Below are 25,522 nucleotides of genomic sequence, written 5' to 3'. Positions count from 1 at the left end.
GAGTATTATTAACTAACAACAATCAACTATTATCTATCAACAAATTCCCTGCTTTTTCAACTGCTTTTTTCAGGGCATTCAGTTTATTGTTGACTTCTTCCAACTCACTTTCGGGGTTTGATTTTGCAACCAATCCGGCTCCGGCCTGATAATATAAAGTGTTATTTTTACTTAAAAAGGTTCTGATCATGATAGCTTGATTACAGTCACCATTCAACCCGATCATTCCGATGCAGCCACCGTAATATCCGCGGGAATCTTTCTCGTATTTATTGATTAATTGTAGCGCTTTGTGTTTTGGTGCACCGCTTAAAGTTCCCTGTGGGAAAGTGGTGGCAACCATTTCGAATGGATTTGTATTTTCAGGTAAATCAGCGGTAACTTCGCTTACCATGTGGATAACGTGAGAAAAAAGCTGGATTTCTTTTAATTTGGTAACGGTTACATTTTTTCCTAGTTTTCCCAAATCATTTCTAGCTAAATCTACCAACATTGTATGTTCTGCATTTTCTTTAGCATCGGCTTTTAATTCTTCAATGGATTGAAGGTCAGTTTCAAAATGTCCCGTTCTTTTGAATGTTCCTGCAATTGGATGAATAATTGCTTTGTTGTTTTTGATAATTAATTGACTTTCAGGACTTGATCCGAATAATTTATAATTTCCGTAATCGAAAAAGAATAAATAAGGCGAGGGATTGATATTCCTCAAAGCGCGATAAACATTGAATTCATCTCCCTGAAATTTCTGTTCAAATCTTCTGCTTAATACTAATTGAAAAACGTCTCCTCTCATACAGTGTTTTTGGGCAGTTTTTACTAATTCAATATATTCTTCATTAGTAATATTGGACGTTTCTGCACCATTTTTTTTGAAAGGATAAACGACAGAATTTTGATTTTTAATAATACTTTCCAGCAAATAAAGTTCGGATTTTACACCTTCAATCTGATTTTCAATAATGTACATTTCATCATTATAATGATTGATGGCAATCACATATTGATACAGTCTGTAACGAAGAATTGGAATCTCAACTTCAGGGCTTTGAGCTTTAAAATTGACATTCTCAAAAAACTGAACAGCTTCAAAACTTGTATATCCGAAAAGGCTTTGAGCGGTTTGTTCAACAGGATCATTTGTTTTTTCGCATTCGAAAATTTTAGTAAAATCTTCAAAAACATCAGCGACTTTATGCTCTATAATGAATTGTTTGATAGGCTCCTGTCTCGGAAGTTTTATTTCAAATTCATTAAGGTTTTTTATTTCGATTCCCGCGACAGCATTGATGGCGATGAATGAAAAATTATTGTCAATATTCTTAGAATCAGAACTTTCCAAAAGAATAGTATCTCTGAACTTATCACGAAGCTGCAGATAGATATTCATGGGTGTTTTTAGATCTCCCAGTGTTTTTTTGGAAACGGTTTTTATCTTTATTTTTTTGTTAAACATTTGCAGTTTTATTTTTTTGAATTGATTGTAAATAAAAAAAAGACTTCAACGAAAATCGTCAAAGTCTTATATATTGTAGTATATTATTCCGGCTGTTGATTTAGCAACATGATAATAACTTCAGACCCGACGAAGAGTTTGAAAGCCACCACCAATTGTTATTGCTCATATTAAACATGTGACAAATTTAGAAAAAAATTTAATACAAAAATCAAAAAAAGAGAAAATAAAAAAACTTAAAATGGTTACTCTAATTTCAGTTGTTTTAATTCTTTCTTCAATTCTTCGATTTTCAGTTTATAATTTTCGTCATCATAAGATTTTAGATATTCTTCTAATGCGGAAATGTATTCTTCTACGAATTCTTTATTTGTTCGGTCTGCTTCATATTTGATCTTCGCTTTTTGTATTGGGGCTTCTTTTTTGTATTTATTTTGCATTTTTCCTTCATCAGATTGATAGTAAAGGATAACTATATTCTTTTCGTACCCAGGAATATACTTTACAGGAAAGGGTTTGTTTACTTGAGGAATTCTAATCGAGTTTTCTATTGGATAAATAGCAGCCGTTGTTGTTGAGAAAAAAGTATCAATATACTTTCCATCTTGTTTTTTGACAATAGCTTCATAATCATGAATATATTGATCATTTAACGTCGAATTTGTTTCAACATCGGAAGTGACAATTGCAGTGCTTTCAATTCCGTATTTGTTTAAAAACCATGCATTTAAAAATTGTCCGCCAAATCCATTTAAAATTGCCAAAGGAATTATAGGAATCAGAAATAATGCTTTTTTGGTAACCCAAGAGATTAATCCAAAAAATAGAAAGAGAATGATCACAGTATAAAAACCATGATGACTCGCAAAAAACAGAATTTTTGAAATGATTATCATGGTTTAAATTTAATATTATCTTTAATACAAAAAACAAAAATGTAGAAAAAATTATCTTAATGTGCAGGTTCTGAGAGAGGAATGTCGGGACTTCCACTGTAGAATACAATTAGCGTAACACCTTTTTCTCCTGTTTTGCCTTTATGAGCAATATTTACCATTTCTGGAACGGCTTGTCCTTGTCTGAGCCATTGTTTTTTGCCGTTATCTTTTCTTTCAACTTCAATTTCTCCTTTTTCTACATAGGCTGCATTAATGACAGGGTGAGTATGCCAATCTAATTCTTTATTGGGTGGAACGGAGATTTTAAGAACGGAAATTTCAGGTTGTCCATCGGGATATTTTTCATACAATGTGCCGTCCCAGGATTTTGTTGTTTTTAATAAAGTTACAGATTCTATCTTGTCAGAATATCCTGTTTCAGTGGTAGGAGAGGAGTCGTCACAAGAAAAAATTATTAACGAAACCGGGATTAAAAATGCTGTTTTTAAAATTGTTTTTCTGTTCATGGTTTTATTTTTAATATAAAATTAATGATTTTAGTAATAATATCTCTATATGATGAATTATTATTAATGATTAATTCACTTTATAAAAAGGTACAGAAAAAAAATATCTTTTAAACTGGGGGTTTGTCATGAGCATGGAAGCTTATTTTTTTATATTTTTGCTCTAAATTAGAAAACAATGAAAAAAGTATTAGCAATTGCATTTATCGGAAGTTTATTCGTAGTAAACTGTTCTAAAAAAACTGACCATTCTTTACAAGACAGCAACACAATGCTAGAAGAGCCAACAGCACCAACTGTAGCTGCTGATTCTACTACTAAACCTGCTGCTGCTCCAGCTGTGACTCCAGCTCCTGAAGCTGCTAAAACAGATTCTACAGCGAAAAAATAATGAAAAAACTATTTTTGACAGGTTGTGTAAGTTTACTTATTCTTTCCTGTTCTAAAAAAGAAACTCCATCAGTTGACGCCACGTCTTCTGAAACAACTGCTGTTTCAGAACTTGTAAAAACCAATCTTTCGGGTGATCAGATCATCGAAACATTGGATTGTTCGGGGTGTCACTCGGTAAATGAGAGAATGATAGGACCTTCTTATAAGGAAATAGCAGAGAAATATTCTCAAAAAGATATTGAATTGCTGGCTTCCAAAATTATAGAAGGCGGAAGCGGAGTTTGGGGAGGTGTTCCAATGTCGCCCCATCCACAGGTGTCTAAAGAAGATGCTAAAAAGATGGTAGAATATATTTTAAGTCAGAAAAAATAAATATGACTACTGAAAAACTCAGTCTGCACGCAAGAAATCTGCATCGTGATCCTTATGATTTTGATAAGCTAATTTCCTGCGTGCCAGAGCTGAAACAGTACGTTTTTATTAATGCTTATCAAACGACAACCATTAATTTTAGTATTCCAAAGGCTGTTAAACTACTCAATAAAGCCTTGTTATCACATTTTTATCAAGTTCAGAATTGGGATATTCCTGACTCTAATCTTTGTCCACCAATTCCTGGAAGGGCAGATTACGTGCATTATATAGCCGATTTATTAGCCGAAGAAAAAAAAGAAATTCCCACAGGAGTTTCTGTAAGCGGTTTGGATATTGGAACAGGTGCCAATCTTGTTTATCCTTTAATTGCCCACAGATCTTACGGTTGGAAAATGTTGGGAACCGATATCAATAAAGATTCTCTGGAAAATGCCCAACAGATTTTAGATCATAATCCTGATTTATCATGTGTTATTCAATTAAAACAACAGCCGGATTCTCATTTTATCTTTAAAAATATTGTAGGTTTAAAAGATAAATTTACTTTTTCTATGTGTAATCCTCCTTTTCATGATTCTGAAGAATCTGCGATGAAAGGAAACATTAGAAAAACAAAAAATATCAGTAAATCAAAAAAACAAAAACCACTTCTTAATTTTGGAGGACAGCAATCTGAACTGTGGTGTGAAGGTGGTGAACTGGCTTTTATTTCAAAAATGATTGAGGAAAGTTCTCTTTATTCCTCACAAATTCTATGGTTTACGTGTTTGGTTTCTAAAAAAGATAATTTATATAAGTTAACTTCGCTTTTAAAGAAAGTTAAAGCTGTTGATTTCAAAACCATTGATATGGCTCAAGGCCAGAAAGTAAGCAGAATCTTGGCGTGGACATTTATTCCTCAGCAAAATCGTAAAGCCTGGTTCTAATATTAATTATAGTTTTATAAAAAAAATATAATTGATATTTAAATAGTTGATAATCAATAATTATCTCCAAGAATAAATTCCCTGCGAATCAAATTCTCAATTCTCAATTGAAAATTCACCATTATATTTCTAAATTTCTGAGAAAAGGCATTGACCATCAATTCTAAAATCACTAATTTTGCACGTTATTTTAAATAATTATAATGCAATTATCAGAACAAGAAATCATTAGACGAGAAAAGCTTACAAAGCTTGGTGAAATGGGGATTAATGCATTCCCTGCGGATGAATATACAATCACAGACACTACTGAGTCTATAAAACAGGATTTCTCTGAGAATAAACAGGTGAAGATCGCTGGTAGATTGATGTCTCGCAGAATTCAAGGGAAGGCTTCTTTTGCTGAATTGCAGGATTCTACAGGTAAAATTCAGGTATATTTCAACAGAGACGAGATCTGTACAGGAGAAGATAAAACTTTATATAATGAAGTGTACAAGCACCTTTTAGATATCGGTGATATTATCGGTATTGAAGGAGATTTATTTACAACTCAGGTTGGTGAAATGACGGTTTTAGTTAAAAACTTTACACTTCTTACTAAAGCTTTACGTCCGCTTCCTCAGGCTAAAACTGATGAAAATGGAGTAGTGCATGACGCGTTCAACGATCCTGAAATGAGATACAGACAACGTTATGTAGATTTAACGGTAAATCCTCATGTGAAAGAAGTTTTCGTGAAAAGAACAAAATTGTTCAATGCCATGAGAAATTTCTTCAATAATGCAGGATATTTTGAGGTTGAAACTCCAATCTTACAGTCAATTCCTGGTGGGGCTGCTGCAAGACCGTTTATGACACATCATAATGCTTTAGATATTCCATTATATTTAAGAATTGCGAACGAATTATATCTGAAAAGATTGATCGTTGGTGGTTTTGACGGTGTTTACGAATTCTCAAAAAACTTCAGAAATGAAGGGATGGACAGAACGCACAACCCAGAATTTACAGCAATGGAAATCTATGTAGCTTATAAAGACTACAATTGGATGATGGATTTCACGGAAAAATTATTAGAATTCTGTGCTACTCAGGTAAATGGAAGTACAGAATCAACTTTCGGCGAACATAATATCAGCTGGAAAGCTCCTTATCCAAGAGTTTCTATGACGGAAGCTATCCAGAAATTTACAGGTTTTGATATTACAGGAAAATCCGAACAGGAATTGTTCGATTTTGCTAAATCTATCGGAATTGAGGTGAACGAAACAATGGGTAAAGGGAAATTAATCGATGAAATTTTTGGTGAAAAATGTGAAGGAAACTTCATTCAGCCGACTTTCATTACAGATTACCCAATCGAAATGTCGCCTTTAACTAAAAAACATAGAAGCAAAGAAGGTTTGACTGAGCGTTTTGAATTAATGGTTTGCGGAAAAGAAATTGCGAACGCATATTCTGAGCTTAATGACCCGATTGATCAAAGAGAACGTTTTGAAGAGCAGTTAAAATTATCTGAAAAAGGTGATGATGAAGCTGGTCAGTTTATTGACGAAGATTTCTTGAGAGCGTTGGAATACGGTATGCCGCCAACTTCTGGTTTAGGTATCGGAATGGACAGATTGATTATGTTCTTAACAAATAATGCATCTATTCAGGAAGTATTATTCTTCCCTCAAATGAAGCCTGAAAAAGCGGTAGTTCAAATTGAGTTGGGAGAAGATGAAAATGCGATCCTTGATATTTTAAAAACTCAGGAAGAAGCATTTTCTCTAGCTGAAGTGAAAGAAAAAAGCAAACTTTCCGGTAAAAAATGGGATAAAGCTTCTAAAGTTTTAACTAAAAATAATTTGGTGAAAGTTGAGAAGATTGATGAAAATGTTTTTATGAAGTTGGTTTAAAAATTTAGATCACTAAAAATAAATTATATAAAAATCCTGAAATTTTTCAGGATTTTTTGTTTTTAATAAACTATAAAGTAATATTTTCCGTTTTTCTACAAAACCTAAAACTGATGAAACTCATTCTATTTTGCCTTCTGATTTTCTCTTCCATCGGGATTAATGCGCAAATGCTTACATCAGTTTATTTTGTGCATAACAGTTCTGAACTTAATGATGAATCTAAAAAGAAATTGGATAGTCTGGCTCAATTAAAAACTAATCTCACATTCAGAGTTTTTGGAAATTGCGATCCTTCAGGAAGTGTTGGATATAACAAGGTTTTATCTGAAAAAAGAGCAAATACGGTCAGTAAATATTTACAGGAAAAAATCGGAAATAATATCAATTTGAAAAGTACTGTTGGTTTAGGTGATGAAAAACAAATTAACGATAACAGTACAGAAGAATTACGCGGAAAAAACAGAAGAGTAGATCTATTTATTGAAAAGGGACAAGAAATTTCACAGAAAGAATTTCCTAGTTTTTTGAATACAAACATTTCAGAAATGAAAGTGAAAGAAACATTTTCGCTGCCCAATGTTAATTTTATTGGAAACCGTCATGTCTGGCTTCCAAACGGTAACGAAAGTATTAAGCAGCTCCTCAAAATAATGAAAGAAAATCCGACATTAGAGATTGAATTACAAGGTCATATTTGCTGTGATTACGAAAATTTTGATGGTAAAGATATCGATTTGGGAACCTTTAATCTTTCCTGGACGAGAGCTAATGCAATTAAGGAATTTCTACAAATGCAAGGAATTGATTCAAGCCGAATAAAAGCTGTTGGGTTAGGTCATCTTAATCCTTTAATTTACCCTGAGCGTACGGAAAATGATCGTATTAAAAATAGGAGAGTGGAAGTGGTTTTACTTAAGAAATAGAATTCAAATAAAAAACCGCCAAAGATTGACGGTTTATATTTTTATATTATTGACTGTTATTTTCTAAGCTTACTAAACGAAGCCATCAGATAAAACAAAAACGGCAGAATAAACAGAGAGCCAAGCATCAAAGCCCAACCCAATGCTGAAATTGTTTTCGGTGCAGCCACATGTTGTAATAGAGAAAGATATTGTCCGTTTCCTAATAAAATGATATTCGGATTATGCTGATAAGTTGCAGCAACCAAGATCATAATGATTTGAAACCCTGCCAACGCTCTTACCGGAAGTAATTTCCTGTTTTTCATCGCTTTTAAGATCAAACCTAAAGCAACAGTAGCAAAAAAGATAGATGTAATTCCTAACGTTTTTGAGAAAACCCATTTCACCAAAGGAATATCTGAAAGGTAAGCCGTTAAAAATACCAATCCTCCCGTAGCTACTACGAAGATCATCGTTTGTTTTGATTTTTTGATCATTAAGCCTAATTCCAATCTATCGATGGTTTCTCTCAAAGAAAAGATAGACGCCAGATAAGCACAAAGTGAAACGGTAAATAAGCCAACTGCTACTCCGAACCAATTCAGCCAGCTGAAAATATACAGATCTAAAAATGTAGTTGCATCAGGATTGATAGATCCGGAAACCGTTGCAGCAGCAATTAATCCCAAGAAAAAAGGAGTTAAAAGGCTTGCATAATAGAAGATTTGAGTGTATAAAACCTGCCAATTATCCTTCACAGCATCATAATGTCTAAAAGTGAATGCTGTACCTCTTGCAATAATCCCTAAAAGCATTAAAACCAAAGGAATATGAAGATAAATTGACATTGTTGTGTAAATCTCAGGAAAGCCTACAAAAAGGATCACAATCGCGATAATGAGCCACATGTGATTGGCTTCCCAAACAGGCGCAATTGATTCATACATGATTTCTTTGGTTTTGTCACGGGCTCTTTTTTTTGTGAAAAGCTCAACAATTCCGGCTCCAAAATCGGCACCTCCCAAAATCACATACAAGCAAATGGATAGCCAGAGAAAGCCTATTACTACATAGATCATGATTTCATATTTTTATCGTTAAACTGAACGTCGGTTGGGTCATATAATTTCGGAACCATCTGTATCTGTCTTCTCAAAAGGAAAATTATAATTAATGATAAAGACACAAAAATTGCCGTAAAGAAGTAAAAAGAATACTGAATTCCCGGCATCGGAGTCACAGCATCAACCGTTCTCATGATTCCGTAGATAATCCAGGGTTGTCGGCCAACTTCAGTTACCGTCCAGCCTGCTTCTAATGCAATATATCCGAAAGGTGTGGCAAAGAAAAATGTTTTTAACAACCAATTTTTCGTAAGCCATTCCTTTTTAAAGAAAACAGCATACAAATAAACAGCTCCTATACATATCATCACAACTCCAAAAAATATCATGATCTGGAAAGCATAATGAACAACAGAAATCGGAGGCCATTCATCTCTTGGAAAATCATTCAGACCTTTTACTTCAGAATTAAAATTGTTACTTACCAAAAAACTCAATACTTTTGGAATTTTTAAAGCATACTTTACTTCACCTTTTTCTTCATCAGGAATTCCTCCCAAAACAAAAGCAGCGCCTTTTTCAGTTTCAAAATGGGCTTCCATTGCTGCTAATTTAATAGGTTGTCTTTCCGCAACAGATTTCGCAGCAACATCTCCTGTCAACGGAGCGCCAAAAGCACCAACTAATGCAAATGCAGCCGCAATTTTAAATGCCTTGGTATGGAATTCTACATTTTTCTTTTTCATTATTAAATAAGCATGAACTCCCGCGACTACAAATCCTGTCGCACAAAATGCTGCAACCGTCATATGTAAAGCCTGCGGAAACCAGGCATCATTAAACATCGCTTTTATAGGATCTATATTGACGTATTGTCCATTAATATAATCAAATCCGGACGGAGAATTCATCCAGGCATTAGCTGCAACAACCAAAATTCCTGACGCTAAACCGCTTAAACCAACTAAAAATCCGCAAAACCAGTGGAACCATTTATTAAATTTATCCCATCCATACAGGAAAAAGCCAATGGCAATGGCTTCAATAAAAAAGGCGGTTCCTTCCAAAGAGAATGGCATTCCGAAAATAGGGCCGGCATGTTTCATAAATCCGGGCCAAAGAAGCCCCAATTCAAAGGAAAGCATTGTTCCGGAAACAGCTCCGGTGGCAAATAAGATAGCAACTCCTTTGCTCCAGGCTTTTGTAAGACCTTTATAGATTTCATTATTGGTTTTTAAGTATTTCCAGTGGGCAAAAGCCATTAAAAAAGGCATAACCATACCGACACAGGCAAAAACAATATGAAAACCTAAGGATATGGCCATTTGTGCACGAGCTGCAAGAAAATCGTCCATAATAATCAATTTTTGAGTAAATAAATTTAAGCATAAATTATTGATGTTTAATATGATTTAAAACAGTAAGGCCTGTCGGGAAATTGCTATAACTTTGTTTCTTTTCAATTAAAAATTTCAGGGCTGTTTATATTGGAAATCCTTGCTTTTTTTGGCTCTTTTTAACTTTGATAAATCGAAAAAAATCACGATATTTGTAGGTCTTTGCATATAGCAAGATTTTAATATTTAATATGAGTCAAAAACAATATACAGCTAGCAGTATCCAAGCCTTAGAAGGGATGGAACACGTTCGACTAAGACCCTCTATGTACATTGGTGATGTAGGAGTAAGAGGTCTTCATCATTTGGTTTATGAAGTAGTAGATAACTCTATTGATGAGGCTTTAGCAGGATACTGTGATACTATTAAGGTAACAATTCATGACGGAGAAAGTATCTCTGTAAAAGATAATGGGAGAGGTATTCCTGTAGATTTCCACGAAAAGGAACAAAAATCTGCTCTGGAGGTTGTAATGACCAAAATTGGAGCAGGAGGAAAATTTGATAAAGATTCTTACAAAGTTTCCGGAGGTCTTCACGGAGTTGGGGTTTCTTGTGTAAATGCACTTTCAACTTTATTGGTTGCTACAGTAAGTCTTAACGGTAAATTGTATCAACAAAAATATTCAGAAGGTAAAGCATTGGCGGATGTTGCTGAGATAGGAACTACCGAGGAAAGAGGAACCGAAGTTTTCTTCCAGCCGGATGCTACGATTTTCCAGGAAACTGTTTACAATTATGATACTCTTGCAACGAGATTGAGAGAATTGGCTTTCCTTAATAAAGGAATCACGATCACTCTTATCGATGAAAGAGAACCAAACGAAGACGGATCTTTCCCTGAGGAAATTTTCCATTCTGAAGGTGGATTAAAAGAATTTGTAGAATATATCGATGGAAACCGTGAGTCAATTATGGAACACGTAATTTTCATGGAAGCAGAAAGAGATGATATTCCTGTTGAGGTGGCGATGCGTTATAACACGTCATTCAGCGAAAACCTTCACTCTTATGTAAACAATATCAATACGCATGAAGGAGGTACTCACTTAGCAGGTTTCAGACGTGCTTTGACGAGAACTTTGAAGAAATATGCTGATGATTTGGGGATTCCAGCTAAAGAAAAAGTAGAAATTACAGGTGATGACTTCCGTGAAGGATTAACAGCCGTGATTTCTGTAAAAGTAATGGAACCTCAGTTTGAAGGACAGACCAAAACTAAATTAGGTAACTCTGAAGTTTCCGGTGCAGTTGATAAAATTGTAGGGGAAATGCTTTCAAACTTCTTGGAAGAAAATCCTAATGAAGCAAAAATCATCGTTCAGAAAGTTGTTTTAGCGGCAAAAGCTAGACAGGCAGCGAAGAAAGCTCGTGAAATGGTTCAGAGAAAATCGCCAATGGGAGGTTCTGGACTTCCGGGAAAATTATCCGACTGTTCATCTAAAGATCCGGCAGAATCTGAACTATTCCTAGTGGAGGGAGATTCAGCAGGTGGAACTGCGAAACAAGGTAGAGACAGACATTTTCAGGCTATTTTACCTTTGAGAGGTAAAATTTTGAACGTAGAGAAATCTATGCTTCATAAAGTTTATGATAACGAAGAGATCAAGAATATTTACACAGCTCTTGGAGTTTCTGTAGGAACTGAAGAAGACAGTAAAGCCTTGAATATGGCTAAATTAAGATACCATAAAGTTGTGATCATGACCGATGCCGATATTGACGGTTCTCACATTTCTACGTTGATTCTTACATTCTTCTTTAGATTTATGAAAGAATTGATCGAGAATGGATATATCTATATTGCTCAACCTCCTTTATATTTACTAAAAAGAGGAAACAAAAAAGTATATGCTTATAACGAAAAAGAACGTGAAGAGTTTACTTTAGAAATGTCTCCGGATGGTAAAGGTGTTGAAGTTCAACGTTATAAAGGTCTTGGAGAGATGAATCCTGAACAGCTTTGGGAAACAACGCTAAACCCTGAACACAGAATCTTGAAGCAGGTTACAATTGATAATGCTGTTGAAGCAGACAGTGTTTTCTCAATGTTGATGGGAGACGAGGTTCCGCCAAGAAGAGAATTCATCGAAAAGAATGCAAAATATGCTAAGATTGATGTTTAATTGATCTTAATTTAAATAAAATTTAAAAGACTTCAGAAATGAGGTCTTTTTTTATTTTGAAAATTAATTTTAACATTTATTAAGATTTTGTTACTTTTGCATAATTTTAGTAACTATGATGAAAATACTTTGTATTGGGGCGTGTTCTATAGCTTCCCTTTACTACGCACAAACTTACCCTGCTTCGGCAATCCCTGAGAATTTAAAGAAAAATGCAGATGTTGTGGTTCGAAAAGACTTTACAACAATTCAGATCAATAAAATTGATGATATAAAATATCAGTACAACAAGGCTTTAACAGTCCTTAATAAAGACGGAGATGAAAAAGCGGTTGTGAATATCGCGTATGAGAAAGGGGATCAAATCTCTGATGTTAAAGTAATCGTTTATGATGAGTCGGGTAAGAAAATTAAATCATATTCAAAATCCGATTTTGGTGATTATGCCAATAATTCACAAGGAGTTTTCTATTCTGATAGTAGATTTTTAAGTTTAACTTATACTCCCGTTCAATATCCATACACGGTAGAATATTCTTATCAAATTACTGATGAAAACACCGTTTTTATTCCTGATTTTACACCTTTTTCAAGCACCAATACATCCGTTGAAGAAAAGCAGTTTAAGATTATAAATAAATCAGGGATTGATCTAAGAACAAAAATTTACCCTTCAAAATATAATTACGCTTCAGTAATTGAAAATAATAACGGAACAGAAAAAGTCTATACCTATAAAAATGTTCCTGCAATTGATGAAATTAATTTACTGCCTCAACCAGAAAAAATATTACCGAAAGTAAGTTTTTCATTGGCTAAATTTAATCTTGAAGGCAAACAAGGAAATCTTACAACCTGGTCAGACTTCGGTTCTTGGTATTACAACAGTATCTTAGAGCCTGTTTCTGTTTCTACACCAACGATTAAAGCTGAGGTTGCAGGCCTTAATTTACAAGGTTCTACGGAAGAGAAAGTAAAAAAGCTTTATCAGTATATGCAGGCAAAAACAAGATACATATTTGTTGCATTAGGAATTGGGGGGTGGCAGCCGATGCTTCCTGATGAGGTTCATAAAAAAGGATACGGAGACTGTAAAGGTCTTACCAATTACATGAAAACGCTTCTTGATGAGGCCGGTATTCCATCTTATTATTCGGTGATTAATTCGAGTTCTTCTGATATTTCTTTCGATCCTGATTTTCCTAAAATGGGTGGAAATCATGCTATTTTAATGGTTCCTACAGAAAAAGGAAATATTTGGCTTGAAAATACCTCTCAGCAGATGGCTTTCAATCATTTAAGTTATAATACAACGGACAGAAATGTGCTTTCAATCAAAAAGAACGGAATTGAGCTTATCAATACTCCTGCTTCTTCAGCTGAGAAAAATAGAGAAAAACAGATTTTAAAAGTTAAACTTAATGAAGATAATAGTTTAACAGGCGTGGGAGAATTTGTTTACACAGGAAGTCAGTATGATTATAATGTAGGCTTTGCTAATTTATCTCCAAAAGAGAAAAATGAAGCGATAAAAAAACGGTTGGATGTTTTGAATTGCGAGAAAATAGAAATGAAAAATTTCGTTAACGATCGTGATAATGCTTTTGCAACCTACAATATTGATTTTAAAGCTAATAATTATTCTAAAAATGCAGGAAGTAGTGTAATATTCAGAGCTGTACCGATATTTACAAACAGTATTTACAAAACAGAAGAAAACAGGGAACTGCCTTTTGAGATCGGACAATCTTTCGAAGATGAATTTGAAATTAATTTTACCATTCCAAACAGCTTCAAAATAGACGAAGTTCCTAATGATGTAAACCTTATTTCAGAGTTTGGGACTTACAAATTAAGCTTTATAAAAAACGGATCTGAGCTGAAAGTAAGCAGAAAAATCCGTGTCAATAAAGGTGTTTTTCCGAAAGAAAAATACAACGATTATATCAATTTTAGAAAAAAAACGATAAGCAACGATAACTCAAAAATTCTAATTACTAAGATCTAACCATGAAAAAAATATTCTTAATTGCTTTTTGCTCAATAAATTTTATTTTTATTGATGCTCAAAAGCATGAATTTCTAGCCCCTCCAAAGTTCAATGACGCAGATTTATCGAAGCAAAAATCAGCTTTAGACGAAAATGCTCCTGCAGAAATTTTATATAAATCTCAACATTTTATGATTGATGTTGTTACGGGAGATCTTCATAAAAAAGCTTTTTACAGAGTAAAAATCTATGATAAAGATAAGGCTGAAGATTGGTTGAATCTTGAAATTCCACTTTACAAAAACGGGAGTAGCGAAGAAAGATTGAATAAAATAAAAGCGTTTACTTATAATCTAGAGAACGGAGTTGTTGTACCAATTAAAGTTGAGAAAAGCTCAAAATATAAGAGTAAGGAGAGCAAATATCTTACAATCAACAAATTTGCATTCCCAAATGTGAAAAATGGCTCTGTGATTGAGTATCAATATGAAGTTATTTCACCATTTTTGTTTGCTATCCCTGAAGTATTGATAGAAGGTGATACGCCTTCAATGTATACAGAATATGTTTTGGATAATCCCTTAAACATTTCATATAACATCAATTATACAGGTTCTCTAACTCCAAAATATAGAATAGTTGAAGATAGAAACTTATATGGGACTCAATACAGAACGTATAGATTTGGATATGAGAATTTGAAAGGTTTTAAGGCTGAAAAATTTGTTAAAAATGACAGAAATTATAGAACAAAATTAAGCGCAGAATTAAATTCAACCAATTTTAGTCAATTAAAACTTTATTCTTCATCTTGGGAGCAGATCAAAGATAGGCTGTATGAAAATGAAGATTTTGGTGGAGAGCTTAAAAGATCAAAACTGGCAAAAGAAAACATGCCGGCCGGAATTTCAAACTTAAAAAACGATACAGAAAAAGCAGATGCTATTTTTAATTATGTGAAAAATACTTTTACATGGAATAATGACAGAGGTATTTACACAGAAGATGGAATCAAAAAGCTTTTAGAAACTAAAACAGGAAACGCCGCGGAAATTAATCTTTTTCTGGTTATGATGCTTCGTGAAGCGGGAATTAAAGCAGATCCGGTTCTTATTTCTACGGTAAATAACGGGTTGATCAATCTTACGTCTCCCAACGTTTCCAATATGAATTTTGTTATCGTTGCTATCGAAACAAAAGATGGTTTACATATTTATGATGCTACAGCTAAACAATCATCTATGGATCAGCTGCCTCCAAGAGACTGGAATAATTTCGGGATCTTACTAACAAAAGACAAGGTAAAGCAGATACAAATGGTAAACGCTAAACCTAGTTTTACTTATCTTACGGCCAACGCGAAGATCAATGAAGACGGAAGCATTTCAGGAACGTATTCTGATAAAGATACCGGAACTTACGCGATGTTTGCAAAGGAAAGTTATGATGATAATAGTGATAAATACAAAAAACAGTACAAAGAAAATTTTGCAATAGATTTTACAGGAATTGATTCTAAAGTGCTTGAAAGTGGTGATTTTGAAAGTACTATGAAATTCTCTTCGGATAATCTTATTGATAGAGTCGGGAAGAAAATGATCATCAACCCGATGTTGTTTTTAAACAAAAACTCAAATGAGTTTGATCAGACGGAACAAAGAAAATATACAATCGATTTTATTTCTCCTTACACGAGAGTGAAAAAAGTTGTCTTAGAAATTCCTGAAGGATATACAATTGAAGAACTTCCACAGAGTAAAAAGATTGTTACCGAAGACAAAGAAATTGCATACAGTTATATGATTGAACAAAAAGGTAATACACTTGAAATCGTTTCAACAACAACTGTTGGAAGTGCAGATTATCCTAAAGAATATTATCCTGCATTTAAGCAAATTTGGGGTGTAGCTTCAAAAAGTGAAAATCAGGTTATAAGCTTGGTTAAGAAATAATATATTGATAATCAGTATTTTAAATAATTATTAATTTAAATATTGAATATATTTTTAAAATAATCATAAAACCATTCATTTTTTGAATGGTTTTTGTATTTAATAGGAAAATTGAAATATGAAAAATACAATTGCTGTCTTAGCATTATCTTCTTTCTTTATTTTTTCGGCTTGTAAAAAAACGGAAACGACGAATACTGCAGACGAAAAAACAGAAGTTCCTCAACCTGAAAAATTTACTGTTGATTCCGTAAAAGTGAATGATTCCATAAAGCTTAGTGATTCTTTACAGTTAAAATATACTTCAAAAATGCTGATTTTTCCATCCATTAAAGATGAAAAATTATTAGACAGTATTTATTTTGTAAATAAAAATACTAAGGATTTCTCTAAAAATGGGATAGAAGCTTTATTGAAAAAAGAGAAAGACGAATTTTATAGTTCTATTAAAAAAAACTCGGAAGACTTTATTTCGGATATAAAATACTCTCAGGAATGGTACACAAGTTCTTCTATGAATCTTAAATCTAACGTTAATGATTTCATGCATATTCAATACATCTGGGGTTCGTACGAAGGTGGAGCGCACGATAATTATGGCTTTAACGAAAGGGTTTTCGATCTAAAAAACAGCAAAAAAGTTGAGCTGAAAGATATTACTTCAATGCTAAAAAATAAGCTTGAGACATTATTAATGAAAAATATCAATAAAATAAATAGTGGTACAACGGATGAAAACGGGAAAGTTAATAATTCTGAAATGCTTTTAGTAGATGTGATTCCGGCAACCAATAACTTTTATTTTGATGATAAAAACCTATACTTTCATTACAGTCCTTATGAAATAACCGCTTTTGCAGCAGGGGATATTATCATCCCGATTTCATGGGGAGAGTTGAGCGGAACTTTAAGCCCAGAATTCAAAAACAGAATGAAAATCAAATAATATCAAAGCTTCCTTTACAGGAAGCTTTTTTTCTTTGGAACATTTTTTGACCTATAAAATCAAACACAGTCGTATGAAAAATACAGGTATTATTTTGGTCGCTTTATTACTTCTAATGTTTTTCTCCTGTAAAGAGATTGGCTTTAAAAATAAACATATACAGTCTACTATTCCTGTAAATTTTACTATTGATTCTGTTATAGAAGAAGATTTTACAAAACTTCTAGACTCCATTACAGTGAAATATTCATCACAATTATTGGTATTCCCAACATTGAAAGATCAAGAACTACTTCATACTATTTATGCAAAAGAGGATATTCAAGATTTTTCTAAAGAAGGTTTGAAAAAATATTTGGAAGTAAAAAAGAACGAATTATATACAAAACTTAAAGGGGTAAATAAATTAGTTCATCTAAAACACTTGCAAAAGTGGGAAAAAACCTCTCAAATGAATCTTAAGTTTAATAAAAATGAATATCTGCATATCCAATATTATGAAAGTATGTTCGTTGGCGGTGTGTGTAATTATTATAATTATTCAGAAAAGGTTTTTGACCTCAATGAAAATAAAAAATTAACACTTCAGGACATTACGTCTATTCCGAAAGACAAACTTTCCGAGATATTAAGTAATAATATTGATAAAACAACCATGATGCAACAGATGAAAAAATATGATGTAGAAGAGTATAATGCATTGTTACTTGAAAAGATTCCGATAACGGAAAACTTTTATTTCGATGAAAATAATCTATATTTTCACTATAATAAGGATGAAATTAAAAAAGGATATTCAATCGGCGACATTATAATTCCTGTTTCTTGGAATGATTTGAGTGGAACTTTGAACCTCGAGTTTAAAGACCGAATGATGATCAAATAAAGGTTACTATTGAATTATAATTAAATAATTTTAAAATACTTCCCAATAACAGCACAATTTTTTACTTTTGTACCAATGGAAAAAGTAGCTTTTATCATCAATCCTTTTTCGGCCAAGAAAAATTATCAGCCATTTCTTAATGAACTGATAAAAAAGGTTGGAAATCCACTGTATTATGTTTCAGAATCTATTCAGGGAACGGATGATTTTATTCAAAATAACTTTGATAAAGTCGATATTTTTGTGGCAATTGGTGGTGACGGTACGATTTCTACGGTGGCCAAAAATCTAATCAATACTGAAAAAGTTTTAGCTATTTTTCCAGCAGGTTCAGGAAACGGATTTTCTAATGAAACAAAATTCAGCAAGAATTTAGATGAGCTTTTAGAGAAGATTAAAGCAAGAAATTCCAGAAAAATAGATACATTCACGGTTAATGAAAGGCTTTCTATCAATGTTTCAGGAACAGGTTTCGATGGAAAAGTAGTAAAGGAATTTGAAAAAACCGATCGTGGATTCAAAAATTACATTAAAGTTTCGCTTAAAACTTTCTTTAATTATAAACCGATCAAAGTTAAGTTTTCAGATGAAAAATATCAGCAGTACAATGGGAAATATTTAATGTTGAATATTGCTAATACCCGTCAGTTCGGTAATAATGCCTACATTGCTCCAAATGCGAGCAAAAGTGATGGTTTGGTAGATATGGTTTTGGTTAAAAAATTTCCGCTGACCTATTCGGCTCTTTTCGCTTTCCGAATGTTTACAAAAAGATTGAAAGACGACAGTTATGTAACTTATCTTCCTGTCTCAGAGATCGAATTTAAAGTAAATACCAAAAATTGGCATTTGGACGGAGAATTCAACAAAATAAAGTCGCCGATCCACGTGAAAGTTCAGCCTTCGAGTTTGAATATTTTGGTGTAGGTCATTGCGAGGAGCGAAGCGACGAAGCAATCTCAATCTAATAGACTTTTTACCATAATGTTTGTCATTCCGGAGGAATCTATACGCGAATCTTTCCATACTATCTTCTAATATTATGCTTAGATCCTTTCAGGATGACAAAGTATGTATTAAGTTTTTATGACGATAATTTAAAATTCCGACAAATACCCTAGCCCCGATTGCAACGACATCCTTTTTCTGAAATGGTCTTGAAAAGCGTTGGCGAAAAAGATATAGTGGAAAGCGGGATTAAGCTCCTAAGAAATCAAACCTCCAATTTTTTCTCAATCTCATTCGGGTGATCGAGGCAATATTGTAACTGATCTTTATCCAATTGTTTTTCCCAATTGGCAACCACTACAGTCGCTACAGAATTTCCGATAACATTTGTTAAAGCACGGCATTCACTCATAAATTTATCAATTCCAAGAATCAAAGTCATTCCAGCAATCGGAATTTCAGGAACTACGGCTAATGTTGCAGCTAAAGTCACAAATCCGGCTCCAGTAACTCCTGCGGCTCCTTTTGAACTTAACATAGCAACCAAAAGTAAGATTAATTGTTTCTCAATTGAAAGATCAATATTTAAAGCCTGAGCAATAAATAATGAAGCTAAGGTCATATAAATATTGGTTCCATCAAGATTGAAAGAATAACCGGTTGGAACCACCAAACCTACGATTGCTCTTGAACACCCTGCTTTTTCAAGCTTTTCCATAATTCCCGGAAGAGCAGATTCTGAAGAGCTTGTTCCTAAAACCAAAAGCAGTTCTTCTTTCAAATAATACATTAATTTGAAAATACTGAAACCATTGTACCACGCTACGGCTCCTAAAACTAAAACCACAAAAAGGGCAGAAGTAATATAAAAGGTTCCGACTAAGAATATTAAGTTTAAAACAGAATGAAGTCCATACTTTCCGATGGTGAAAGCCATTGCCCCGAAAGCTCCGATTGGCGCTAATTTCATCAGCATATGAACGATTTTGAAGATCGGAGTTGAAAGATCTTGTAAAAAATCTGTTATTTTCTGGCTTTTTTCTTTGGTTAAAACCAATGCAGTTCCCATTAAAATAGCAACCAAAAGAACCTGCAAAATATTTTCCCCAACCAATGGACTAAACAAAGTTTCAGGAATAATATTCATCATAAATCCCGTTAAAGTCGTCTCATGAGCCTTTTGCTGATATTGCGAAACGTCTCCTGATAGAGTAGCGGGGTCAATATTTAAACCATGTCCAGGCTGTAAAATATTTCCCACAATTAAACCAATAATTAGAGCTAAAGTAGAAAAGGTAAAGAAGTAGATCATTGCTTTTATGGCAATTCTTCCCACTTTTTTCAAATCTGTCATGTGAGCGATTCCTAATGTTAGTGTAATGAAAATTACCGGAGCAATAATCATTTTTACCAATTTGATAAAGCCATCACCTAACGGTTTCATTTTTTCACCCAATTCGGGGTAGAATCTGCCTAAAAGAATACCTGCAATTATTGCGATAATAACCTGAAAATAAAGCTGCTGATAGATTTTTTTTGCTTTCAAAACGAAAAGTTTATGATTTTAAAGGCTGAAAATTAAGCAAATTTATCTTTAGATATGACAAAAGTCATGAAAAGTTTTAGCCCGCCGTAGCTGAAATAAAATGAAAATCCTTGAAATGAGTTTTGTATAATGACGGCTTATTTCGGAGGGGGCTGTTTTGTTACTTTAGAGTAGGAAATTATAATAGTCGGAAAGTAACGAAGATTCAACTTATCTTATAAAGCTTTACGAATATGTAGTATTAATAGATTATAAAAAAAATAGTAACAGATTTAAGACTGTTACTATTTTTAAAGTTTAACCTAATTTCTATTGATGATAAGCTATTCTATCCAAAAGTTTCCGATAGAATATGTTTTTGCTTGCCCGCTAATAATTACACGATCATCTTTGTCTTCACAAAATAAAGTTCCTATCCGTTCAGAAATCTGACGTGCAGATAGTTCTTTTTTATTCAGTCTTTCTGCCCAATACGGAATTAAAGAACAATGTGATGAACCAGTTACAGGATCTTCCAAAATGGATGCCTGAGGTGTAAAGAATCTTGAAACGAAGTCACAATTATCACCTTTTGCTGTAACAACTACTCCTCCTGGATCAAGATTGATCTGATCAAACAACTGCCTGTCAATTTTAATATTTTTCACATCGGTTTCGTTGTCATAAACCAAAACATAATCTCTTGACTTTAAAACCTTCTCAGGTTTAATATTTAGTGAATCTTGAATGTTTTTTGGAAGGATGTCAGGTGATGGCATTCTCGATGGAAAATCCATTTTATAAAGATCTTTATCACACAAGACTGTTAAGTCACCACTTAATGTTTCAAAAACAATTGTATCACTTTTGTAGTTAAGAATTGTCTTTAAGCAGTGTACTGTTGCAAGAGTCGCATGACCACACAGGTCCATTTCAATTTCAGGTGTGAACCATCGTAAATGAATTTTGTCGCCCTTGCTAACAAAAAAAGCCGTTTCTGCTACTGCATTTTCTTTCGTTATTTTCAATAATATGTCATCTGGCAGCCAGTTGTCAAGAGGGACTACACAAGCTGGATTTCCTCCAAAGGTCTTGTTTGTAAAAGCATCGATTTGATAAATGTCATATTTCATTTTCCGTTTTATTTTTATTAACTATAAATGTGTTGCAATTAATTTTTGATGATGTAGTTTTCCTTAAATAACAGTGATTTCAAAAATATTCAGTCCTGTAAATTTATCACGAGGTACTACCTTCAGTAAAATTAATTATTAATTTCAAACTTGAGTGTTATTAGTTTATAAGTAGCTATATTTCTATTTGAGGATTGGGAAAAATAACAACACACTATAAATGAGTGTGTTGTTATTTTAAACGGTAGCGCTGAAACGAACGATTTAAAATTTTATAGATATTTTAGACACTTCGACTAATTCGTGTCAGCATGACACTTCTAATACCAATTGTTGTTATGATGGTTAATTTTGAGTGATTTCAAGCTGAGCAAGAAACAGTCGAAGCATTTTTCCTTCATTTATTAACTTAGATTCTAAGAATAATCAAAGGAAAATTATTCCACCGCAACAGAATCATCTCCACGACCATCTGCAACTGCGTGAATAGTTGCAGTATCATCAATAAGAATCATTTCTGTTTTTCCAATATATTTTACTTTTTCAATCACATAATTTTTAGCTTTTAATTCTGAAATTGTTGCTTCCGGAAAGTTATTTTCAACAGAAACCGTTTCAGGAAGCCATTGGTGATGGAATTTCGGAGCATTAACGGATATATTGGCATTCAATTTAAAATCAACAACATCAACGATAGACTGATAAACCGAAGTAGGAATTGTAGTTCCTCCGGGAGTTCCAACAACCATATAAGGTTTTCCGTTTTTCAGAATAATAGTTGGGGTCATGGAAGAAAGCATCCTTTTATTAGGTTGAATTGAATTAGCTTCTCCGCCCACAGCTCCAAACATATTGGGAACGCCAGGCTTTACCGAGAAATCATCCATTTCGTTATTTAAAAAGAATCCTGCGCCTGTTACTAATACTTTGCTGCCGTAATAGCCGTTAAGAGTTGTGGTTACTGCTGCTGCTGCATTTCCATCTTTGTCAATAACTGAAATATGGGTGGTTTCTGTTGATTCTTTAGGTTGTTTAATAATTTTTCCAACCTCTGAACTTGGAGTTGCTTTATTAAAACTGAAGCTTTTCCATCTGTTTTTTAAATATTCATCAGAGATTAGATAAGACGTTTTATCTTCAATAAAATCAGGATCTCCCATGTATTCTGCTCTGTCAGCGTACGCTCTTCTTTCGGCTTCCACCATAATCTGTACGACGGGAGTGGAGTTTTGCTGATACTTTTCTAAATTTTCAAAAGCGGCCATTCTCAACATTTGAGCTAAAAGTACACCGCCACTTGAAGGTAAAGGCATCGTAACAACATTACTTCCCTTATAATCGAATTCTAAAGCTTTTCTTTCGGCCACTTTATAGTTTTTTAAGTCCTCTAAAGTGATGATTCCGTTTCCTTTTTTCATTTCGGCAATCAAAAGATCGGCAGTTTTTCCTTCATAAAATCCTTTAGCTCCTAATTTTTGAATGAGTTTTAAAGTTTCTGCTAATTCTTTCTGTATCAATAGATCTCCGGCTTTCCACGGGGTGTCTTTCACGAAAAGGATAGTCGATTTATTATGTTTTTGGAAATGTTCTCTTTGCGAGTTCAACATATCAGCTTCCTTATCTGTAATCGCAAAACCTTTTTCAGCTAAATCAATTGCTGGTTGAATGATTTGATTCATAGGAAGTTTACAATATTTTAAAGTCGCAAAAAATCCGGCAATACTTCCGGGGATTCCAACTGCTAATCTTCCATTTTGAGATAAATCTGTGTTTGCTTTACCGTTTTTATCAAGATACATATCTCTAGAAGCTTTTTTGGGAGCTGTTTCGCGGTAATCGATAGTGAACTTTTCGCCATTACTTTTCGCTCCAACTAAAAATCCACCACCGCCGATATTTCCGGCTTGGGGATAGACAACGGCTAGAGCGTATTGTGTGGCAGTAATTGCATCATAGGCATTTCCTCCCATTTTAAGGATTTTTGCCCCGGCTTCACTGGCCAAAGGATGCGCAGAAACAACAACTCCTTTATTTTTAACCTTAACTTCTTTTACGATGTTGATATCGGTGTATTGTGCTGAAACCGAATGAGAAAACAGAATGATCGAAATAATTAACTTTTTCATTTTTAAAAATTATAATCGAATTTACAATTTTGTTTTAGAATAGGGTCTAAAATTTCTATTTTTGCTTTTGATCATCATAATAAAAAAGTAAAAATGGAATCCTATACGGAAAGAATACTAATTACGGGTGCTTTGGGACAGATCGGCACCGAGCTTACGAATAGACTTGTTGAGATCCACGGTGCAGAAAATGTAGTGGCTTCTGGACTAGACAGATGGCAAAAAGGCATTACTGCTGCAGGTCATTACGAAAGAATGGACGTTACAAATACTCAGTTGGTAAAGCAGGTCATCAAAGATTACGACATTACAACTGTTTATCATTTGGCTTCATTATTGTCAGGAACTTCTGAAAAGCAGCCAATTTTCGCTTGGAAATTAAACCTTGAACCTCTTCTTCAATTTTGTGAAATGGCAAAAGAAGGTCTTCTTAAAAAGATATTTTGGCCAAGTTCTATCGCTGTTTTCGGGAAAGGAATTCCTAAAGAAAATGTAGCGCAGGATGTTGTTTTAAATCCTACAACGGTGTACGGAATTTCTAAAATGGCAGGTGAAAAATGGTGCGAATATTATTTCGATAAGTATGGAGTAGACGTAAGAAGTATCAGATATCCGGGATTGATCTCATGGAAAACTCCTGCAGGTGGAGGTACTACAGATTACGCTGTGGAGATTTTTTATGAAGCAATTGAAGAAGGAAAATACACAAGTTTTATTTCTGAAAATACAGGAATGCCGATGTTATATATGGATGATGCAATTAACGCAACATTGAAATTAATGGACGCTCCGAAAGAAAGTGTAACGGTTCGTTCGTCTTATAATTTGGGTGGAATGTCTTTCACTCCAAAAGAATTGGCAGAAGAAATTAAGAAAGAAATTCCAGGTTTTGAGATCGATTATAAACCGGATTTCAGACAGGCAATTGCAGATTCTTGGCCGGCATCCATTGATGATTCTGTAGCGAAAAAAGATTGGGGATTAACCTATGATTTCGGAATTTCTGAAATGTCTAAAGACATGATCAAGAATCTTAAAGTGAAATTAGGTAAAGATTAATTTATCTAAAGTTAAGCTTTAATTAAAATATACTTTAACATCTGATTAATAATTAAATATAAATTTTATCTAAAACTTAGTTTAAATGATATTATTCACTTTTAACATTATGAATATTGAAGCAGGCGTGAAAAACGACCTTCAAATCACTGATGAAGAAAGACTGAAAATTACAGAAGATAATACAAAAGCTATTCTTAGAATTTTAGATATTCATGATGTAAAAGCAAGTTTTTTTGTGGAGATTTCTATCGCCGAAAAACTTAAAAATTTAATAAAAGCAATTTCATCCCAAGGGCATGAAATTGCTTTTTACAATAAAAATTCCGGTCTTCAGGAAATTGAAAATGTCAAAAAAAATACGCAGGATTTTCTCGAAAAACAGATCCGCGGAATCCGACAAAAAGATTTTAAGCAACCTCAGGAAAGTTTAAAATTGTTGGAATTTAATTATGTTTCCAATATCGATAATGCGAATATTCTTTTTCCTTTTAAGCGTCTAAAAAGAAATACAGAGATCACAGAAGAGGATGGATTGAGTATTATTCCGGAAAGTATTTCTCCTTACTTTCAATTGCCGTATAATGATTTTATGTTTCAGATCTTACCGATGAAATATTACAGAAATATGGTGTTTGAAACATTGAAGAATGATGACTTTGTTTTGATCTATCTTAATTCTTGGCAGTTCACCGATTTCAAAAAATATCAATTTGACATTCCATATTACAGAAGCTTGTTTTCGGGCAGAAAAATGGAGGACAAATTAGATGCCCTCCTTACCTGGATCAACGAGAATGACATGGCGACTTCTCGTATGAAAGATTATATTTTTTAATTTTCCCACTGATTTCACAGATTTACACAGATGTTTGTGTTTTAATTTGTGGAAATATTAATGTATTTGTGCCTAGAAAATTAATTTAAACGCAAAGATATAATTATTAAAGCTGTTGATTTTTAGATAGCAAAGGCAAATAAATTTGCTTCGCGAAGCTGAAACGAT

Annotated in this window: 21 protein-coding genes; 13 read left to right on the top strand and 8 right to left on the bottom strand. The window is 33.5% G+C overall.

Translation table 11 applies throughout. The features are described 5' to 3' along the window. Positions 1 to 22: 22 nt before the first annotated feature. The 3 genes from A0O34_RS01730 to A0O34_RS01720 all read right to left on the bottom strand — a co-directional run bounded on the left by A0O34_RS01730 (position 23) and on the right by A0O34_RS01720 (position 2,858). Complete coding sequence (locus tag A0O34_RS01730) at positions 23 to 1,453, bottom strand: anthranilate synthase component I family protein (RefSeq protein ID WP_066750591.1); 1,431 nt, start codon at positions 1,451 to 1,453, stop codon at positions 23 to 25. A 245-nt stretch (positions 1,454 to 1,698) separates the two neighbouring features. Beyond that, positions 1,699 to 2,349: a hypothetical protein gene (locus A0O34_RS01725; RefSeq protein WP_066750588.1), complete on the bottom strand. Its 651-nt coding sequence runs from the start codon at positions 2,347 to 2,349 to the stop codon at positions 1,699 to 1,701. A gap of 56 nt (positions 2,350 to 2,405) precedes the next feature. Continuing rightward, positions 2,406 to 2,858 (bottom strand): cupin domain-containing protein, encoded by a 453-nt coding sequence (locus A0O34_RS01720; protein WP_066750585.1) that lies wholly within the window; start codon positions 2,856 to 2,858, stop codon positions 2,406 to 2,408. A 178-nt stretch (positions 2,859 to 3,036) separates the two neighbouring features. Here A0O34_RS01720 and A0O34_RS01715 point away from each other — a divergent pair, with 178 nt between their 5' ends. The 5 genes from A0O34_RS01715 (at position 3,037) to A0O34_RS01695 (ending at position 7,382) form a co-directional block, all read left to right on the top strand. Next, positions 3,037 to 3,249 carry a hypothetical protein gene (locus A0O34_RS01715; RefSeq protein ID WP_066750582.1) on the top strand — a complete coding sequence of 71 codons (213 nt, stop codon included), beginning with the start codon at positions 3,037 to 3,039 and terminating at the stop codon, positions 3,247 to 3,249. Then, positions 3,249 to 3,623, top strand: a complete 375-nt coding sequence (locus tag A0O34_RS01710; RefSeq protein WP_066750579.1) for a c-type cytochrome — start codon at positions 3,249 to 3,251, stop codon at positions 3,621 to 3,623. Before A0O34_RS01715 ends, A0O34_RS01710 begins: the two co-directional genes overlap by 1 nt. Positions 3,624 to 3,625: 2 nt before the next feature. Next, positions 3,626 to 4,552, top strand: a complete 927-nt coding sequence (gene rlmF, locus A0O34_RS01705) for a 23S rRNA (adenine(1618)-N(6))-methyltransferase RlmF (RefSeq protein WP_066750576.1) — start codon at positions 3,626 to 3,628, stop codon at positions 4,550 to 4,552. A gap of 203 nt (positions 4,553 to 4,755) precedes the next feature. Beyond that, positions 4,756 to 6,456 carry a lysine--tRNA ligase gene (lysS, locus tag A0O34_RS01700; protein ID WP_066750574.1) on the top strand — a complete coding sequence of 567 codons (1,701 nt, stop codon included), beginning with the start codon at positions 4,756 to 4,758 and terminating at the stop codon, positions 6,454 to 6,456. Between the two features lie 113 nt (positions 6,457 to 6,569). Beyond that, positions 6,570 to 7,382, top strand: a complete 813-nt coding sequence (locus A0O34_RS01695; RefSeq protein ID WP_082891075.1) for an OmpA family protein — start codon at positions 6,570 to 6,572, stop codon at positions 7,380 to 7,382. Positions 7,383 to 7,438: 56 nt separating this feature from the next. On the opposite strand, the gene A0O34_RS01690 is transcribed toward A0O34_RS01695, so the two are convergent. Both A0O34_RS01690 and A0O34_RS01685 read right to left on the bottom strand, forming a co-directional pair. Continuing rightward, on the bottom strand, positions 7,439 to 8,443 hold the full coding sequence (locus A0O34_RS01690) for a cytochrome d ubiquinol oxidase subunit II (protein ID WP_066750569.1): 1,005 nt from the start codon (positions 8,441 to 8,443) through the stop codon (positions 7,439 to 7,441). Beyond that, positions 8,440 to 9,783, bottom strand: a complete 1,344-nt coding sequence (locus tag A0O34_RS01685) for a cytochrome ubiquinol oxidase subunit I (RefSeq protein WP_066750566.1) — start codon at positions 9,781 to 9,783, stop codon at positions 8,440 to 8,442. The genes A0O34_RS01690 and A0O34_RS01685 overlap by 4 nt, the downstream gene beginning before the upstream one ends. Before the next feature lie 233 nt (positions 9,784 to 10,016). Between A0O34_RS01685 and gyrB the strand changes: the two genes are divergently transcribed. From gyrB to A0O34_RS01655, 6 genes are all read left to right on the top strand, one after another. After that, positions 10,017 to 11,951, top strand: coding sequence for a DNA topoisomerase (ATP-hydrolyzing) subunit B (gyrB, locus tag A0O34_RS01680; protein ID WP_066750563.1), 1,935 nt, complete (start codon positions 10,017 to 10,019; stop codon positions 11,949 to 11,951). A 115-nt stretch (positions 11,952 to 12,066) separates the two neighbouring features. Then, on the top strand, positions 12,067 to 13,959 hold the full coding sequence (locus A0O34_RS01675; protein ID WP_066750561.1) for a DUF3857 domain-containing protein: 1,893 nt from the start codon (positions 12,067 to 12,069) through the stop codon (positions 13,957 to 13,959). Between the two features lie 2 nt (positions 13,960 to 13,961). After that, the gene (locus A0O34_RS01670) at positions 13,962 to 15,893 is read left to right on the top strand and encodes a transglutaminase-like domain-containing protein (protein ID WP_066750560.1); all 1,932 of its coding nucleotides are present in this window, start codon (positions 13,962 to 13,964) and stop codon (positions 15,891 to 15,893) included. A gap of 118 nt (positions 15,894 to 16,011) precedes the next feature. After that, positions 16,012 to 16,839 (top strand): RsiV family protein, encoded by an 828-nt coding sequence (locus A0O34_RS01665; RefSeq protein ID WP_066750559.1) that lies wholly within the window; start codon positions 16,012 to 16,014, stop codon positions 16,837 to 16,839. Positions 16,840 to 16,912: 73 nt separating this feature from the next. After that, positions 16,913 to 17,725: an RsiV family protein gene (locus A0O34_RS01660; protein ID WP_066750556.1), complete on the top strand. Its 813-nt coding sequence runs from the start codon at positions 16,913 to 16,915 to the stop codon at positions 17,723 to 17,725. A gap of 75 nt (positions 17,726 to 17,800) precedes the next feature. Further along, positions 17,801 to 18,652, top strand: a complete 852-nt coding sequence (locus tag A0O34_RS01655) for a diacylglycerol/lipid kinase family protein (RefSeq protein ID WP_066750553.1) — start codon at positions 17,801 to 17,803, stop codon at positions 18,650 to 18,652. A 286-nt stretch (positions 18,653 to 18,938) separates the two neighbouring features. Here A0O34_RS01655 and A0O34_RS01650 read toward each other — a convergent pair whose 3' ends face one another. From A0O34_RS01650 to ggt, 3 genes are all read right to left on the bottom strand, one after another. Further along, the gene (locus A0O34_RS01650; protein ID WP_066750550.1) at positions 18,939 to 20,219 is read right to left on the bottom strand and encodes a dicarboxylate/amino acid:cation symporter; all 1,281 of its coding nucleotides are present in this window, start codon (positions 20,217 to 20,219) and stop codon (positions 18,939 to 18,941) included. Between the two features lie 323 nt (positions 20,220 to 20,542). Continuing rightward, complete coding sequence (locus A0O34_RS01645) at positions 20,543 to 21,331, bottom strand: PhzF family phenazine biosynthesis protein (RefSeq protein ID WP_066750547.1); 789 nt, start codon at positions 21,329 to 21,331, stop codon at positions 20,543 to 20,545. A 437-nt stretch (positions 21,332 to 21,768) separates the two neighbouring features. Next, positions 21,769 to 23,457, bottom strand: coding sequence for a gamma-glutamyltransferase (gene ggt, locus A0O34_RS01640; protein WP_066750544.1), 1,689 nt, complete (start codon positions 23,455 to 23,457; stop codon positions 21,769 to 21,771). A gap of 93 nt (positions 23,458 to 23,550) precedes the next feature. Between ggt and A0O34_RS01635 the strand changes: the two genes are divergently transcribed. Then, positions 23,551 to 24,516 carry an NAD-dependent epimerase/dehydratase family protein gene (locus A0O34_RS01635; RefSeq protein WP_066750542.1) on the top strand — a complete coding sequence of 322 codons (966 nt, stop codon included), beginning with the start codon at positions 23,551 to 23,553 and terminating at the stop codon, positions 24,514 to 24,516. A 109-nt stretch (positions 24,517 to 24,625) separates the two neighbouring features. After that, the gene (locus A0O34_RS01630; protein ID WP_228394339.1) at positions 24,626 to 25,354 is read left to right on the top strand and encodes a polysaccharide deacetylase family protein; all 729 of its coding nucleotides are present in this window, start codon (positions 24,626 to 24,628) and stop codon (positions 25,352 to 25,354) included. Positions 25,355 to 25,522: the final 168 nt, after the last annotated feature.

The sequence above is a fragment of the Chryseobacterium glaciei genome (assembly GCF_001648155.1).
GTDB classification, from domain to species: domain Bacteria; phylum Bacteroidota; class Bacteroidia; order Flavobacteriales; family Weeksellaceae; genus Chryseobacterium; species Chryseobacterium glaciei.
The sequence above is the reverse complement of the archived record's forward strand: the minus strand, read 5'-3'. Positions and strand labels throughout refer to the sequence as shown.

Bases quoted from the DNA above. Each gene is read 5' to 3' on its own strand.
- A0O34_RS01690 (WP_066750569.1), bottom strand. From the start codon at position 8,443: ATGATCTATGTAGTAATAGGCTTTCTCTGGCTATCCATTTGCTTGTAT.
- A0O34_RS01685 (WP_066750566.1), bottom strand. From the start codon at position 9,783: ATGGACGATTTTCTTGCAGCTCGTGCACAAATGGCCATATCCTTAGGT.
- A0O34_RS01725 (WP_066750588.1), bottom strand. From the start codon at position 2,349: ATGATAATCATTTCAAAAATTCTGTTTTTTGCGAGTCATCATGGTTTT.
- A0O34_RS01660 (WP_066750556.1), top strand. From the start codon at position 16,913: ATGAAAAATACAGGTATTATTTTGGTCGCTTTATTACTTCTAATGTTT.
- A0O34_RS01665 (WP_066750559.1), top strand. From the start codon at position 16,012: ATGAAAAATACAATTGCTGTCTTAGCATTATCTTCTTTCTTTATTTTT.
- A0O34_RS01695 (WP_082891075.1), top strand. From the start codon at position 6,570: ATGAAACTCATTCTATTTTGCCTTCTGATTTTCTCTTCCATCGGGATT.
- A0O34_RS01710 (WP_066750579.1), top strand. From the start codon at position 3,249: ATGAAAAAACTATTTTTGACAGGTTGTGTAAGTTTACTTATTCTTTCC.
- gyrB (WP_066750563.1), top strand. From the start codon at position 10,017: ATGAGTCAAAAACAATATACAGCTAGCAGTATCCAAGCCTTAGAAGGG.
- rlmF (WP_066750576.1), top strand. From the start codon at position 3,626: ATGACTACTGAAAAACTCAGTCTGCACGCAAGAAATCTGCATCGTGAT.
- A0O34_RS01645 (WP_066750547.1), bottom strand. From the start codon at position 21,331: ATGAAATATGACATTTATCAAATCGATGCTTTTACAAACAAGACCTTT.
- A0O34_RS01655 (WP_066750553.1), top strand. From the start codon at position 17,801: ATGGAAAAAGTAGCTTTTATCATCAATCCTTTTTCGGCCAAGAAAAAT.
- A0O34_RS01675 (WP_066750561.1), top strand. From the start codon at position 12,067: ATGATGAAAATACTTTGTATTGGGGCGTGTTCTATAGCTTCCCTTTAC.
- A0O34_RS01630 (WP_228394339.1), top strand. From the start codon at position 24,626: ATGAATATTGAAGCAGGCGTGAAAAACGACCTTCAAATCACTGATGAA.
- A0O34_RS01635 (WP_066750542.1), top strand. From the start codon at position 23,551: ATGGAATCCTATACGGAAAGAATACTAATTACGGGTGCTTTGGGACAG.
- A0O34_RS01730 (WP_066750591.1), bottom strand. From the start codon at position 1,453: ATGTTTAACAAAAAAATAAAGATAAAAACCGTTTCCAAAAAAACACTG.
- ggt (WP_066750544.1), bottom strand. From the start codon at position 23,457: ATGAAAAAGTTAATTATTTCGATCATTCTGTTTTCTCATTCGGTTTCA.
- lysS (WP_066750574.1), top strand. From the start codon at position 4,756: ATGCAATTATCAGAACAAGAAATCATTAGACGAGAAAAGCTTACAAAG.
- A0O34_RS01670 (WP_066750560.1), top strand. From the start codon at position 13,962: ATGAAAAAAATATTCTTAATTGCTTTTTGCTCAATAAATTTTATTTTT.
- A0O34_RS01715 (WP_066750582.1), top strand. From the start codon at position 3,037: ATGAAAAAAGTATTAGCAATTGCATTTATCGGAAGTTTATTCGTAGTA.
- A0O34_RS01720 (WP_066750585.1), bottom strand. From the start codon at position 2,858: ATGAACAGAAAAACAATTTTAAAAACAGCATTTTTAATCCCGGTTTCG.